The 16,157-nt window shown below is 59.6% G+C and carries 3 protein-coding genes; 2 read left to right on the top strand and 1 reads right to left on the bottom strand.

All coding sequences use genetic code 11. The features are described 5' to 3' along the window. Positions 1-147 precede the first annotated feature (147 nt). Entirely contained in the window at positions 148-3,858 is a 3,711-nt protein-coding gene (gene metH, locus ACOZK9_RS23180) for a methionine synthase (RefSeq protein WP_421556638.1), read from the top strand. A gap of 137 nt (positions 3,859-3,995) precedes the next feature. Further along, positions 3,996-8,795, top strand: a complete 4,800-nt coding sequence (locus tag ACOZK9_RS23175; RefSeq protein ID WP_421556637.1) for a dermonecrotic toxin domain-containing protein — start codon at positions 3,996-3,998, stop codon at positions 8,793-8,795. A gap of 105 nt (positions 8,796-8,900) precedes the next feature. Here the strand turns inward: ACOZK9_RS23175 and ACOZK9_RS23170 are convergent, their stop codons facing one another. Further along, complete coding sequence (locus ACOZK9_RS23170) at positions 8,901-16,136, bottom strand: NEL-type E3 ubiquitin ligase domain-containing protein (protein WP_421556636.1); 7,236 nt, start codon at positions 16,134-16,136, stop codon at positions 8,901-8,903. Positions 16,137-16,157 lie beyond the last annotated feature (21 nt).

The following is a 16,157-nucleotide window of genomic DNA, read 5'->3' as shown; positions in this document are numbered from 1 at the left end:
GCGTGCGGTCTATAAAGTGGCGATGATTCTACCGGGCCATGGCCACCACCAACATGAACGATATTCATGTAAAACCCTGACATGCTCCAAATCGGCACAGGTTTGCTATGATTCATGCCCTCCGTAATGCCTGACCAGAGTAGTCCCATGTCCGATCGTAGCGCTCGTCTGCACGCCCTTCACCAAGCCCTCAAGGAACGCATCCTGATCCTCGACGGCGGTATGGGCACGATGATCCAGAGCTACAAGCTGGAGGAGCAGGACTACCGTGGCAAACGTTTCGCCGACTGGCCGAGCGACGTCAAGGGTAACAACGACCTGCTGGTGCTGACCCGCCCGGACGTGATCGGCGGCATCGAGAAGGCTTACCTGGACGCCGGGGCTGACATCCTCGAAACCAACACCTTCAACGCCACGCGCATTTCCATGGCCGATTACGGCATGGAAGCACTGGCCTACGAATTGAACGTCGAAGGCGCCCGCCTGGCGCGCAAAATCGCCGACGCCAAGACCCTCGAGAACCCGGACAAACCGCGCTTCGTTGCCGGTGTGCTCGGCCCGACCAGCCGCACCTGCTCGCTGTCCCCGGACGTGAACAACCCCGGCTACCGCAACGTGACCTTTGATGAGCTGGTGGAAAACTACACCGAGGCCACCAAAGGCCTGATCGAGGGCGGCGCCGACCTGATCCTGATCGAAACCATCTTCGACACCCTCAACGCCAAGGCCGCGATCTTCGCCGTGCAAGGTGTGTTCGAAGAACTGCATGTCGAATTGCCGATCATGATCTCCGGCACCATCACCGACGCCTCCGGCCGGACCTTGTCGGGCCAGACCACCGAAGCGTTCTGGAACTCGGTCAGTCACGCCAAGCCGCTGTCGGTGGGCCTCAACTGCGCACTGGGCGCCAGCGAGTTGCGTCCGTACCTGGAAGAGCTGTCGAACAAAGCCAACACCCACGTTTCCGCGCACCCGAACGCCGGCCTGCCCAACGAATTCGGCGAGTACGACGAATTGCCGTCGCAAACTGCCAAGGTCATCGAAGAGTTCGCCCAGAGCGGCTTCCTCAATATTGTCGGCGGCTGCTGCGGCACCACACCGGGCCACATTGAAGCCATCGCCAAGGCCGTGGCCGGGTATGCGCCGCGCCCGATTCCGGACATCCCCAAGGCCTGCCGCTTGTCGGGCCTGGAGCCGTTCACGATTGATCGCAGCTCGTTGTTCGTCAACGTCGGCGAGCGCACCAACATCACCGGCTCGGCGCGTTTCGCCCGCCTGATCCGTGAAGACAACTACACCGAAGCGCTCGAAGTGGCGCTGCAACAGGTGGAGGCCGGCGCGCAGATAATCGACATCAACATGGACGAAGGCATGTTGGATTCGAAGAAGGCAATGGTGACCTTCCTCAATCTGATTGCCGGCGAGCCGGACATCTCGCGCGTACCGATCATGATCGACTCCTCGAAGTGGGAAGTCATCGAGGCCGGGCTCAAGTGCATTCAGGGCAAGGGCATCGTCAACTCGATCAGCATGAAGGAAGGCGTCGAGCAGTTCATTCACCACGCCAAGCTGTGCAAGCGCTACGGCGCGGCGGTGGTGGTGATGGCGTTCGACGAAGCCGGCCAGGCCGACACCGAAGCGCGCAAAAAAGAGATCTGCAAACGCTCCTACGACATCCTGGTGAATGAGGTGGGCTTCCCGCCGGAAGACATCATCTTCGACCCGAACATCTTCGCGGTCGCCACCGGTATCGAAGAACACAACAACTATGCCGTCGACTTCATTAACGCCTGCGCCTACATCCGCGACGAACTGCCGTACGCGCTGACCTCGGGTGGCGTGTCCAACGTGTCGTTCTCGTTCCGTGGCAACAACCCGGTGCGTGAGGCGATCCACTCGGTGTTCCTGCTGTATGCGATCCGCAACGGCCTGACCATGGGCATCGTCAACGCCGGCCAGTTGGAGATCTACGACCAGATCCCGGCCGAATTGCGTGACGCCGTGGAAGATGTGGTGCTCAACCGCACGCCGGAGGGCACCGACGCCCTGCTCGCCATCGCCGACAAGTACAAGGGCGACGGCAGCGTAAAAGAAGCCGAGACCGAAGAATGGCGCGGCTGGCCGGTGAACAAGCGCCTGGAACACGCGCTGGTCAAGGGCATTACCACGCATATCGTTGAAGACACCGAGGAATCGCGGCAGTCGTTCGCGCGCCCGATCGAGGTGATCGAAGGCCCGCTGATGTCCGGCATGAACATCGTTGGCGACCTGTTCGGCGCCGGCAAAATGTTCTTGCCGCAGGTGGTTAAATCCGCCCGCGTGATGAAGCAGGCCGTGGCCCACTTGATCCCGTTTATCGAGCTGGAAAAAGGCGACAAGCCCGAAGCCAAGGGCAAGATCCTGATGGCCACGGTGAAGGGTGACGTGCATGACATCGGCAAGAATATCGTCGGCGTGGTGCTGGGTTGCAACGGCTACGACATTGTCGATTTGGGCGTGATGGTGCCGGCCGAAAAAATCCTGCAGGTGGCCAAGGAACAGAAGTGCGACATTATTGGGCTGTCCGGCCTGATCACGCCGTCGCTGGACGAGATGGTCCACGTGGCCCGTGAGATGCAGCGCCAGGACTTCCACTTGCCGCTGATGATCGGCGGCGCGACCACCTCCAAGGCGCACACCGCGGTAAAAATCGAACCGAAGTACAGCAATGACGCGGTGATCTACGTGACCGACGCCTCGCGTGCGGTGGGCGTGGCGACGCAGTTACTGTCCAAGGAACTGAAGGCCGGTTTTGTCGAGAAAACCCGCCTAGAATATATCGATGTGCGCGAGCGTACAGCCAACCGCAGCGCGCGCACTGAGCGCCTGAGCTACCCGGTGGCAATCGCCAAGAAGCCGCAGTTCGACTGGAGCACCTACACGCCGGTCAAACCGACCTTTACCGGCGCCAAGGTGCTGGACAATATCGACCTCAAGGTGCTGGCCGAATACATCGACTGGACGCCGTTTTTTATCTCGTGGGACCTGGCCGGCAAATTCCCACGCATCCTCGAAGACGAGGTGGTCGGTGAAGCCGCCACTGCGCTCTACGCTGACGCCCAGGAAATGCTCGCCAAGCTGATCGATGAGAAACTCATCAGTGCCCGCGCAGTGTTCGGTTTCTGGCCGACCAACCAGGTGCAGGACGACGACCTGGAAGTGTACGGCGACGACGGCCAGCCGATTGCCAGGCTGCATCACCTGCGCCAGCAAATCATCAAGACCGACGGCAAGCCGAACTTTTCGCTGGCCGACTTCGTGGCGCCCAAAGACAGCGGCGTGACCGACTACATCGGTGGTTTCATCACCACCGCCGGCATCGGTGCCGAAGAAGTCGCCAAGGCCTATCAAGACGCGGGCGACGACTACAACTCGATCATGGTCAAAGCCCTCGCCGACCGCCTCGCCGAAGCCTGCGCCGAATGGCTGCACCAGCAAGTACGTAAAGAACACTGGGGTTACGCCAAGGATGAAGTGCTGGATAACGAAGCACTGATCAAAGAGCAATACATCGGCATCCGCCCTGCCCCCGGCTACCCCGCGTGCCCCGACCACACCGAGAAGGCCCAGTTGTTCCAACTGCTTGACCCCGAAGCCCGCGAGATGCACGCAGGCCGCAGCGGCGTATTCCTCACCGAACACTTCGCGATGTTCCCGGCGGCGGCTGTCAGCGGCTGGTACTTCGCCCACCCGCAGGCGCAGTACTTTGCCGTGGGCAAAGTCGACAAGGACCAAGTCATTCGCTACACCGCCCGCAAAGGCCAGGACCTGGCCGTGACCGAGCGCTGGCTGGCACCTAACCTGGGGTATGACAACTAAATACTTGCGCAACAGTTGCGGTATTCCAATGCCGCACCTGTGACGACGAAATCCGCTTTTCTGTGCCGGACCGATCATCGGTCCGCTGACCCGGCAGCCAACCCAGCACCGGATACCTACAGAAAAAGGATTTCGTCATGTCAGATACACCCATGGCACTCGGCCTATTGCCCAGCCAGGCAATCCACGAACATTTCGCCACGCGTCCCGCCTTGTTTTCAGTGGTTTTCAAAGCGTTGCGCGCGAGCATCAGGGCGCGTTATCCAGCCCTTGAGTTCGACCTGCTCACACTCAAGCTGGCCAGCCCCACACCCTCCGGCGGTTATGCCTTCCCACTGTTGGTGAATGTCGCTGTCGCGCATGTCCGCACCCCCCAGTTGCTTGACCTGCGACCACGGGGCGAAATGCCGTTCTATCTCTCGCCCGCACCGGGCAGTGGCCTGGCTGACATCGACATGCAGGTGATTGCGCAAATTATCGACGAGTTGCCCGGATCGCTTTACTTGCATTACCAGCAGGACCTTGCCGATTACTGGAGCGAAACCGATAACTACGGCAGCAGTCGCTGGCAGTGGCTTGGCGAGTTTCTCAACGGTCAAATGACCGCAGCCGCAGCCGGCCCCTCACGCTTGAGCGAAACACAACGGGACATGTTGGCGATCACCGCTGCCTGGCCGGTGCGCCTCGAACGTCTGCGCCACTCCACGCCCACCACGTATGCCTATTTCATTGAATCCACGCTGTCTGGAGCCGGGAAGGAAGTACGCCTGCTGACCCCGGACCTGCTGCTGGTGTGCAATAGGCAGGTGCTGCTGTGCAGCGTGGCCGGAGCTGTCGAGTCGTTTGACTGCCTGGATGCCTTTGGCGAAGCCTGGAGCGCCCGAATGCGCGCGCAGTTCCAGTTTGACAGCCTCACCTGGCGGCGCAATGAGCCCGATGGCAACGTGTTCGAACAGCAGGCCGGGCTTATTCTCAATCAGCAACTGGAAGACCTCGAAACACTGGCCTTCCAGGGGCAAAGCGAAGCAGCACTTGATCGTGCCCTGGAAAAACTCACGGACCCGGCCCTGCTGTTTACCCAAGCCCGCGTGGCCGCCCCGCAGCTTTTGCAAAAGGTTGACGCGCAACTACCGGCGTGGCTCAAGCACGCCAATGCCGACGACCGCTTTGCCTACCACCGCCATCTGCAGGACATGGCCCTGGTGTTGCAACTCAACCAAGGTCGCTCATTTAACGAGGGCATTGAAAATATCCAGGTTTTCAGCCGCAACGCGTTGCGCAAACAGATGCAAACCGACCATGCGGATTACGATCCCGACGATGTGCTGTTGGACTTCGCCGTGGCGGCCGGTTTCCCTGGCGGTGCGGGCATTATCGAACACGTGCCGATGTCACTCACGGAACTGGCCCTGAAGAATCTCGCCGGCAAGCCTAAAGGTACGCTGAAGCTGTCGTCCAAAAGCGCTGCGACGCTCCCCGACTGGCTGAACGAAAACTACCTGTTGGGCAGCCAGGGGTTGATCCAGCGTGTAGACATTGGCACCGCCTACCCGCAGAAAATCAAGGACCTGTTGCTGTCCGATACCGCCGACGCACGCCAACGGGAGAACCTGTTTACCCGCGAACTCAAGGTGCAGCTGCCGACGCTCGCACTGGAGTATGCGATCAGGCAGCAATACAGCATCACCACCACCGGCTACCGGTATATAAAAGCCTTGATGGGCGAAACCCCCGCAGACAGAATCGTCGACAGTCAGGAGATCGTCCTGCGCCCCCTGGCGTTGTGCCGAAAGCCGGGTGCCGCACCCGATACCGTCAACAATTTTTTCGTGATCGAGCCGCGCGATACCAGAACGGGCCCGCACTTGCTGTATCGACCGCTGTATGCCGACACCCTGTATCAATACCCCACACGCCAGGCCCTGCTGGATGCACTTGCCACCCCCGGCACGTTGCAGACCAGTGTGCTGACCTGGCTGAGTGACAAGGCGCGTCCGGTCTACGATAACGGTGGGATCAAAGAGCCGCACATTATTCGCTTTTTGCCTGGGGATGAGTTCGCGCCCCCTGAAAGCCCTGTACCCGCGACGCTGGCAGTCGATGAAGGCGCCGAAGAATGGCTACAGTCGCAAGTCAACGGCCAACTGCTTAATCACTTGTTCGGTAGCACCGCACGAGCCTTGGTGGACCTGGCGGATCGCGAATCGGTATCCAACAGCGAGAGCCGCTGGGCCATTGTGATGGAAGGTGCCTGGCTGCTGTTCAACAGCCTGTTGTTGCCACTGGCAAGCGGCCCGGCGATGTTAGCCGGCTGGCTGCTGGTATTGGTCGCCAGCCTGGAGCAGGATCTGACGGGCCTGAGCAGCGATGATCCGACCACCCGCGAGTTGGCGCTGATTGATCTGCTGATCAATACCGCCATGGTGTTGTTGCACGCCGCTGCGCCCGCCAGCAGAACCGGCCAGCCATTGCCGCAACTCGCCCCTGAAGACAACGCCCTGCACCTGGCAGCCTGGCGCCGCGCCGCAGGCCTGCCCAATGCGCCAGGCGCGCAGCGGGTTCACCATGGCCGCGTGGCGCTGCCCGGTGAGCCGCCGGCGACAGGCCACACGCCGTTGGATTTCAGTCGCTCGATTGCCAGCCCTCAGGCCAGTGCGAAGTTGTTGAAAGCGTTGCTCGATGTGCACGTGCCTTGGCCCGAATCCTTGCCATCGCCTGAAGCCAGCGGCACGCTCAAGGGGTTGTACCGCATTGGCGATACCTGGCACGCCAGCGTCGGCGGGCTGCTGTTCCGAGTCAGCGTGGTGCCCGGCTTCGGCGAGGTCTTTCTGGTGGATCCACAGCACCCGCTACGCCCCGGTTTCAAGCTGGCCAGCGACGCTCAGGGGCATTGGCGGCTGGAACGCAAGGCGCGGCTGGAGGGCGGAATGCCCAGGGAAAAACTGGACAAGTGGCAGCGAAAGAATCGAGATCGGATCGCCGCGCTAAAGGGAGACTTGATCAGCCTGGATGTGAAATTCCTGCCATTGGCGATGTCTTCGCTTTCGTTCAAAAAAACGCTGGACGTTGCCCGCTCCGAAGTGGTCAAGCAGAAAAAAAGCTTGCGCGAAGATTGGTTAAGACTCGGCACTTCAGCGCAGATTCCAGCGCTTCGCACCAGCATCGAGGCTCGCCATGAGCAACGACGCCGCCTGACGGCAAAGGCCAAAGCCGATTGGGATGTCGCGTTCGAAAACTACCGGCAAAGCGCTCAGGCGGTTAATGCCATGATGCAGCAGATCGAAACCAAAGCTGGCGAGCTGATGGACGCCGACAGGACCGATCCGAAACACACAAAAGCGCGAAATAATGCTGCAAAGTCCCTCTATGACTATTGGGGTTCAGTCTACGAGGTCCTGCTGCAAAAATTTACCGACACCCTTGAAACCGATCACGGCGAAAATTCAGACGAGCTCGGTGAACGGCTCAATCGCGAAATGGCCCAAAACATTACAAACGCCTACGAGACTTACATCCAGACCAAGAAACTGCAAATTGAAGCGCGCCAACAGATGCTCGAACCCGCAGAAAAAATTGAAACCGCCCTCAAGCAGGCCGACCCGCAACTGCGCCAGTTTCTCTTGCGAGACCGACCTTCTGATCGCTATATATCTTCAGTCGTCGCCAAACAACACGCACTGCTGCTGCTTGTCGAACTGGTACTGAATCGCAGCCATGGCTCCCGAGACATGGCGGAGTTTCCTTTCATCAAGGAACTCACCGACCCCAAAACCACCAGCAGCGTATTGGCGCATACGGAAATGCGCACCACCAGCGGCTACTCGACGGTAGAACAAATTGATGTGCTCAAGAGCGCCCTTGAGCGGTATGAGCGACTGGAGAACGCCGTCAGTTCACTGGTGGACATGGGTTCCGGCTTCGTGCGCGAGGAATATCGGGCAGCCTTTCTGGACCAACTCATCGCCGCCCGTACCAGCCTGGAAGCACAGTTGGCCGACCTGATCCTCAGGGAGGAAGGCTTCGCCCACCAGCCAAGCGTGGCCGCGCCCACGCGTGCAAAGCCAGCCACGCGCAAGGTATTCAAGACGCGCAACAAAAGTACGTTGGTGGGCGATTTGCGCCCGTCCCAACCTGAAACGCCCGGCAGTTTTGTCGACATCAAGGACTCGACCACTGGGCAGACCGTCGCCACCTACCTGGAACACGCCGATGAAGGTGTGTGGGTCGAGGTTGCCCCCGCAACGCCGGCAATACCGCCGACAGCGCCACTGATTCGTCCGTTGGCCGCGATCAGAACCCAAGCCGAAACCGTGATTGCCCAACGGGCGCAAACCGAACGCACGGTGCGCACCCAGCAGAAAAAACTCCAGGACCCCGCACGACGCGAAACCCTCACCCCGCTGGATTGGGAAGACATGTTGACCCAGCATGCGGACCAGATCGAAGCACTGGCCGATGAAATCAAACGCGACCACGCCAACCATGCCGACGCCGAGGCCTTGATCGAGTCTTACCGTGACGAGGCGTCCGCCATATTGAAACTGGCCCGTGAGGTGTGCGCTGAGGGGTACAAGCAACAGCTGCCCAAAGCGTCCAACATCGCCTATCTGTGGCGCCACGGCTTTGTCGATATCAACTTGGTCAGCAGCCGGGCGCCGCTCGCGGCCGGTGACTTTCTGACTGAATACTCGGTGCGCGAAAAAAACCTGCTCAAGGTGTTGTGGTACGCGCATTTCCACTATCCCAGCGTCGAAACTCCAGCAGCGCGATACACCTTCGGCCACTTGAAGCTGCCGGCGCAGCGCTACTTCACGCGCAAGCAACTGATCGAGAAGGCTGCTGCAGACAACCGTGCCGTGGTCAATCTGGATAAAGCCACGATCACAGAGCCCCTGGGGCAAGCGTTGTTCCTTGGCCTGGAACCCGCACGGGTCTGATTAAACCGAAAAAATCCCAGCCGGTTAAAGGCTGGGATCTGCAGGTCTACGGCAAGGCTGCAATACCCGCACAAACACGCAGTGCGGGTATTGCAGCTTGATGCACTACTGACGCGAAGACGGCCCGGGTTGCGGCGACGCAGGCGCTGGCGTCTCGACAGCGCCGGTCGATAGCTCCAGCACCTCCTGTCGTGACAGTTCAATCAGCTTTTGCGCGCGTGCACTGCCCAGCTCAATCTCCAACAGGTTCAACGCCACTTCGTAGCGCTCCTGACTGTCGGTGCCCGGTTCCCTGGCACTGTGTTCATCTTCCAGCGCGTTTTGACGCGTTAGCGCATTATCCTCAAGCGCATCGAACGCTTCGCGATAGCGTGTGCGCAGGTAGTTGAGCCAATAATCACGCGCAATCAGGCTTTCATAAAACGTGTCGGACGCTTCCGCCGCGAGCACCTGGGCGCGAGCGCCAATCAACACCTGCCCGCTGATCGGCGTACCAAACGCCATATGCGTGGGTTGCCCTGGCAACTCCAGCCCGTCAGGCCAACCGTGGGTCATGCCGATTCGATACTGCAGGCGTACCTCGGCGCGGTCCATATTTCGCGCGCGAGCCTCGGCCAATGTGTCGATCTGGTCCAGACGAAATAATTGCCGGGACAGCGCCAACAAACGCTGGCCCCGAAGCTTCAGGTTGCGAACCGGAACGTCACGTAGCGCATTCTCCTCGAACACCAGCACCTCCATTGCGCTGAACGTGAGGGTGCGCCCGTCGATACAGGTGTTGTGGGTTTGCGACGCGACGAACAACAGCTCACGCTGATGCGCAGTGGCGGCTGCGGCGTCGATCACAACCCATACCCGCCGGGTAAGATCAACACGGGTGAAGCGGTACTCATGGGTATCGCGTAGTTGCGAGAGCAAATGAAAGAACGGCGCATGACCCGGCTCCTGCGTCAATTGCAGCCACAATTGCCGCCTGGACGCGGCCAGCGCTTCGGGTGTGTTCAGCAGCCAGGATGCCAGCACCGCTTCGCCTGTTTCCCCCGCCGGGTCAGGGATGACTTCCAAGGGCTGGTAACCGGCACCATCATCGTCGGAGTCACCGTCCGAATCAGAGCCAGAATTGTTTTCAGAGCCCGTACCTATATCGGAGTCACTCTCAAGATCACTAATTCTGGTGTCAATCTCGTGCCGCGCAAGCCCCATTACAGCCCCACCTTGATGGGTATCGCTGTAGTGCCTGAGTTGCTCAAAACTGGTGAGGGATAGCTGATGGTTATCGGAAAGATCGGTGACCGCCACCAACCTCTCGTGGTTGCCGCCCAGCAAGCGGTCCGGAAAAGTCGTGAGGGCATTGCCACTGAGATTCAACGTCTGCAGATCTGTGGCCTCAAGTACGCCGTCGGGCCAGTGCGTAATACCGTTGTAGCTAAGGTCCAATGTCTCAAGCAGGCTGAAGGCGCGGGAGCTGAAAGCACTCAGGTTGTTGTGACTCAGGTCCAACCACCGCAAGCGTGCACCCTCCAGTTGCCGATACAGCGCCTCGGGATCGCTGAGCCTGTTGGCAGCCAGCTCCAGTCGCTCGAGCTGGTTCATACGCTCAACCGCCTCAGGAAGCGCGGTCAGTTCGTTACCGCTCAGGACCAATCTGCGCAGTGCCGGAAAGCTGTTGAGGAAGCCATTGACGCTTTGCCCCGAGAACCGCACGCCGGTCAAATCCAGCGTTCGGACCTGCGTAAATTGAATATCCAATTCAGGCAAACGCTCGGTTTGCAGGCCCTGCAGGCTCAGCTCAGAACCTGGGTCGGCTGCCAAGCTGCTTTGCCAGCACTCAATGATACGCAAGGCAATCAGCCTGCGCCCCTCAACCTCGGTCTTCTTAGCCCAGATTCGTAGCTCGGCGGTGTAGAGCCAGCCATTGAGCTTGCGCGTCAGCGATTCAAGGTCCTGGTGCCATGCACTAAGTTGCGTATCTATTTGCGCGTCGCTCAGCCCATCGTTACGCAGTTGCTCCAGTCGTTGCAGAGCCTGCTCATCGGTAAGCGCCGGACTCAGATGTTGCAAGCGCTGTGCAAGCCCGGCCGCCTCTTCAAGGCCAATCGCGGGCTGGGGTAACGGCAGTAAGTAACGAGCGATGGATAAGTCGATTTCTTGCGCTGGAAATACCGACGGCATGGCTGCCCGATCAAGCTGGTTCAACGTGCCCTCGGGCAAGCCTTTGGCTGCCTCGACACGCCGACGCGCCGTTGTCATCGCGACTTCGCCCTCGGTGCTGAACCGGTTACCGGCCAAGTTGGTATTCATCAACGCCTCATCGTTAGCCAAGACCTGTGCAGGTAATGTCGGCATCTGATTGTCGCGCAAGTCGAGCCAGGCCAATTGTGGCAAACCCTCAGCCCCTGTCGGCCAGGCCTGCAATTGCGTCGCCCGCAGGTGCAGCGCCCTTAGCCGCGTCAACCCACTGACATCCAGGCCATTCAAGGGGTTGTTGCGTAAGTCCAGCAGCTCGAGGCTGTTGAGGTCATTGAGTTGCTGCTGGACGGTTGGCGTAACCACCAGGCGGTTATTGGACAGATCAAGCTGGGTCAAGGTGGGAAGATCGCCCGGACCAATCGGTACTTCGGTCAAACCATGACCACGCAGCTCAAGGGTTTGTGTGCCGCTGAATGCCCGGATAAAACTGCGTGTCTGCTCGACAGACTCACCCGGCCAGCCCAGGCGTAACGTGCGTACATGGGAAAAACTGCCGGCCGGCAGTGAAGGCAGTACAACGTTTTCCACAACAAGAAGCGGAGGTGTCACTTGAAATTCCGGCGGTGGCAACTCAAATACCGACACGTCGGCTGCCAAGTTGTAGCGCTGGGCCACAGCCCCGCGCCAGCTGTTTTCAAGGGCACTGATAACGTCGGCATTTGGCCCCCCTTGCCAGGTTGCTGAACGCAGCCTGAAGCGCGACCCGGTGTTGGCATTCGGATCATAAAACCCCTCGAAAAGCCCGCTGTACTCCTCGCTAAGGGCCTCGATAGCAGCAAACCTCGTTTCAGGCGTGTCCCAGGTCTCCATTATCGTTGCATGCAGAGCGGTGGTCGTACGGGAAATGCCCATCAGGGACTGCAACTCGCCCTTGGCGTACCCTCTGACCATCTGATGCAGGTCAGCAATATGCTCCCTCTCACCCCGATAGTTTTTGACGTAGTCATTCGCGGGCCTGAACGCCTCGCGGGAGAAGTTTGACCAGTCCAGCGACAAGCCGGCCCAGAGCTTTTCATGCCCGGAATAAAGCGCCTCAGGGAGTTCGCGGATACTGGTATTGACCAGATCCAGACGCTCCAGGCGGGCAAGATTCTCAACATAGGCAGGCCACACCGACAGCGTATGGGGCGCATTGAAGCGCAATGTTTTCAACTGGACCAACGCTGACAAATCGAGGCTATTGAGGCGTTCGGAACGGGCAAATCCGGTGCAATCAATATGCAATTCCTCCAGCGACGTCAGTGCATTGAGCCTTGAGGAAAAGTCCGCTGCCAACGACGAAGAGTCCGCCTTGAACGTCAGACTCTTGAGTTTCGTCATGCCCTCCAAGGCCAGTGGCACTGTCGTCAGAGAGGGCTTGGCGAATATGACCGGGTCCCATATGCGGCCATTTTCGCCGACCGACAGGGTTTCTACGTTGGGAAACCGTGCGAGAAAACCATCGGCATTAACATCGTTGAGGCCGCGCCCGCCCACCGACAGTTCGCGAATATGTGAAAAGTCAGCCGCAAGCGGTGGTGGCGACTCATTCATGACAATGGAAAAACGCGCGGCGCTGCTGTCCGTTGCGGCTAACGGTGCACGCCGCCATAGCGCTTTGAACAACTGCGCGAGTTGATTTCTATGGTAATACGCCGAATTGTTGGGGGTTGCACTGAATGGGTCAGGTGCCACCGCAGGCTGGCCTACCCATTGGTCGAGTGTCGACGTCAGCGCGGTGTACTCACGCTCACGGTTCTGCAACAGATTGAATATCTCCTTGTCGCTTTTACCGGCCTGCGACAACTGGCGAATAAAGCCATCGGCCTGCGCGTCGCTCAGTTCCGGGTAGATCGCTCGCGCCCGAGCCGAGAGGTTCAACTTCAGGCCGGGGGCACGGCCACTGGCGTAATAACCGAGCAACTTGCCGTTAACCCGCACGGGCGGCCTGAACCATTGGCTCTGCGGCTCCAGCACCGTTACCGCTTCACTGCGATAAGCGTCGGCAAAGTCGATGATTTTTTGTTTCAACTGAGCATGTTGACTGACCTGCGGCACACCCAGCCCCTGCCGGGCGTTATCGGGCATGGCATGCATCAGCGAAATATAGAAATTATCGCCCTCCATGCGCACGCTGTTGAGGGCCTCGCTACGCTCGTCAAACGCCTGAAAGCTCGGGCCTTTTTTGACCAGGTATTTTTTGTCTGGCGCAGTCTCGCTGCCAATGCTGTCAAGCAGCGGGCCACGGGTACTGCCGTCGCGCACTTCCAGGCGCAGTGTTTGCGGCCAACCCGGCAGTTTTTCCAGGGTGTGCAACGCCAGCCGCCGGCTGTCTGCCGAAGCGATGTTGTCGCTGCGCAAACCGGCATAGGCTCGCGCTTGACGCCCTTGCCGCGCATACCAGCGGGCCTCTTCCAGCAGGTTCAGCGGCACCCGGCGTGTGCTGTGCAGTTGCTTGAGGTCATCGGCAGCCGCATGCGCCAGCACCTCCTCGGCCGCCGACTCGCTGAGCCCAGGGCAAGTGCGTTGCAATAGCTGCACGTAGCGGTCAAGCTTTTCGGTGCCCTGGTAGATGCTGTCGAAAATCGCCGGTTTGCGGGTCCGCGCATAATCAGTGATGCGTTTGCCAAACTCTTGCGCCCTGGCCTCACGCAGGCGCGCGCCGCGCTCACCGAGCAGCCCGAGGATCTCGGCCTCGTCCAGGCTGGCGAGGATACGCGCGGGCAATTCACCACTCAAAATATCGGCGCGGCTGACCTTGATCGACGGCTTTGCCGCGACCTCACGAAACAGGCGTTCGGAACCATATTTAACGGACTCTCCCGACAGCCCTGGGCCTTTGTACACCTCAAGCACGCGGTTGGCGGGCCAGCGCGGCATTTCCGCCACCAGCGGCAACACATACAAATACCGCTCATCAATCGGCTGCGTGCCGCGCAGTTGTTCAATCACTTGGCCTGCGCCCAAATCTGCGCGAAACATCCGCAAGGCATCCGCCAGTTCGGGCGGTGGCGCGGCATGATCCATGTGCATTTTGCGCAGGGCGTTGTCGGTGACACCACTCACATCTGCGACCTTGATCAGCTCAACATCGGAAAAAGCCTCGGTCACATGGCCCATGCGCCGTAACAGGGTCAAACGGTCCCATTCCAGCGGGCGCTCAAGGCTGTGCCGCCAGGCGCCGTAGCCATTACTGTCGAGCAGCGGTTGGTAGGCGCTGGCATCCGCTGGATGCACGATGCGCCACTTTTTGATCGATTCATCGAAGGTTTTTTCGTAGACCTTGGTGCCCTGGCGGATATACGTCTTGCCGTTGACCACGTGCTGCCCCAAGGCATTCGGGCCTGAGCTGTTGGCCAGCGAAACCGAGCTTTCATAAGGCCTCAGGTCGGGCCGCCACAGGCGCGTTTCGCCATTGGGTAACGTCACCGGGCTAAGGCGCTCAAGCAGCGGCTCAGGCTTGACCGCCCTGAACCTGCTGACGCCGGCACCTACTGCCGCCATCACTGCGATCTGTGCGAGATTTTCTGCCACGTCGACCAGATGTTCCTTGGCGGCACGCTTGTCGCCCTCGGCCCATTCGATCGACCCTTCAAGGGTTTCGTAAAGCAGTTGCCCGGCCATCACCGTCAGCATGATCTCGCCCAACACCGGCACAAACATGGACACAGCGTTCAGCGCCAGCATGCCGATTTCCAGCAGATGCGCCAGCTTGGCCTCACGCGCCTTCACATCCACGTCTTCGGTGGGCACCGCGTGACTGCGCGCATCGGCCAAGACCTTGTCGCGGTTCTGCTCGTAAAGGTAGGTCCACGGGTCGACGTTGTCAGCCCAGATGCCCGCGCCTTTGCGGGTAACGGTCGAGGCCGCAATGTAGGGGTCGGGTTCCGGCTCCATTTTGGCCGCAGGCTCAGGCGGTAGCGGCCCCAGACGGGTAATGTTCGACACCCCGCTGAAAACCTCAATGACTGTGCGCCAGGGAGACGTCAGCGGGCCACTCGGTGAGTCGGCGGTTTTTTTGCTGAACTGACTGAAATAGTAAGGGCGATGATGGTAGGGCACGAACTGACTGTAAAACCGCTGGTACTCAGTCGGGCTGGGATCGGTCGGCGCCAGGCTGTCCCTGGCGGTAAACAGCCGCTTGAATTCGGCACGCATCTGCGACGAGGTATAGCGCTTGAGTGGATGGGCGCGGTCATGCGGGATATAAAGAATCACCTCGTCGCTATAGCGGTACTTTTCACAGATAACAAAGGCCATACAGCCGACCATTCTTTTTTTCATCAAGCCCATGTCTTTGAACCAGACTTGCTTGTCGCCCATCCGGGGATGAACCTCGCCGTTGATCACCGACACAATCATGGCGTAGTCCGCAGGCTCTATGTCCTGGGTCAACAGCGCCTGTTCGGCAGCCGCGCGCATGGCCGTTTTCTGGCTGGCGATGAAGTGCCGGCGCAGGGTGGCTTCAGTCACCGCATCGGTCGGATAAAAGAACGACCGCAGGTAAGCCTGATACTTCGCGCCCAGATCCAGGCGGCGGCACAGGGTTAAAAACTGGCTGACGCTCAGGTTCACATTGACCGACTGGAACGTGTCGGGCTCGGCACCTGCCACCGTGAAACCGGATGAGCTGTGATAAGCACCGGCTTCACATTCCGCTGCTTCAAAGTTATGCAAAGCGGCCTGCAGCATTGGCAGCGCGAGGACTTTGTACGACGCCGCCTCCACTTCCAAAATGCTCACCGTCAGTGCGCGCTTGAGGCGTAAAAAGGTCTGGTTGACGTCCACCTCTACGCTGAAACGCTCCTTCAGTTCCTTACGCAATAGCGGTTCGGCGAACGCATCAATGTCCAGCAGCGTCGACAGGGTTTTATCCAGCCGGTTCTGAGCCGTGGCGCTGGCCTTGAAGCTCGCGTCGACTACCTTGCGCTGCGCAGGCGAGGCATTTTTGTACCAGCCCGGCAACACCGGGGCGGCCTGTTTAACCGCCGACCTTCTAGCGGGCGTGGCATCAACCAGCCATTGCGGAACGGCCTTTTCCAGGAAGTCGCCGTGAATACTCAAGGTCGCAGCGGGTGGTTTATTGCGGGTAGAACGGGGGTATACGGACATGCTGTCACTCCTGTGATGTGG

It is taken from the genome of Pseudomonas kitaguniensis, assembly GCF_049199985.1.
GTDB classification, from domain to species: Bacteria; Pseudomonadota; Gammaproteobacteria; order Pseudomonadales; family Pseudomonadaceae; genus Aquipseudomonas; species Aquipseudomonas kitaguniensis.
Note: the sequence above shows the minus strand (reverse complement) of the source record. Positions and strands in the feature narration are given on the sequence as shown.

Excerpts from the sequence above, each read along its gene's own strand:
- metH (WP_421556638.1), top strand. The coding sequence starts at position 148 with ATGTCCGATCGTAGCGCTCGTCTGCACGCCCTTCACCAAGCCCTCAAG.
- ACOZK9_RS23175 (WP_421556637.1), top strand. The coding sequence starts at position 3,996 with ATGTCAGATACACCCATGGCACTCGGCCTATTGCCCAGCCAGGCAATC.
- ACOZK9_RS23170 (WP_421556636.1), bottom strand. The coding sequence starts at position 16,136 with ATGTCCGTATACCCCCGTTCTACCCGCAATAAACCACCCGCTGCGACC.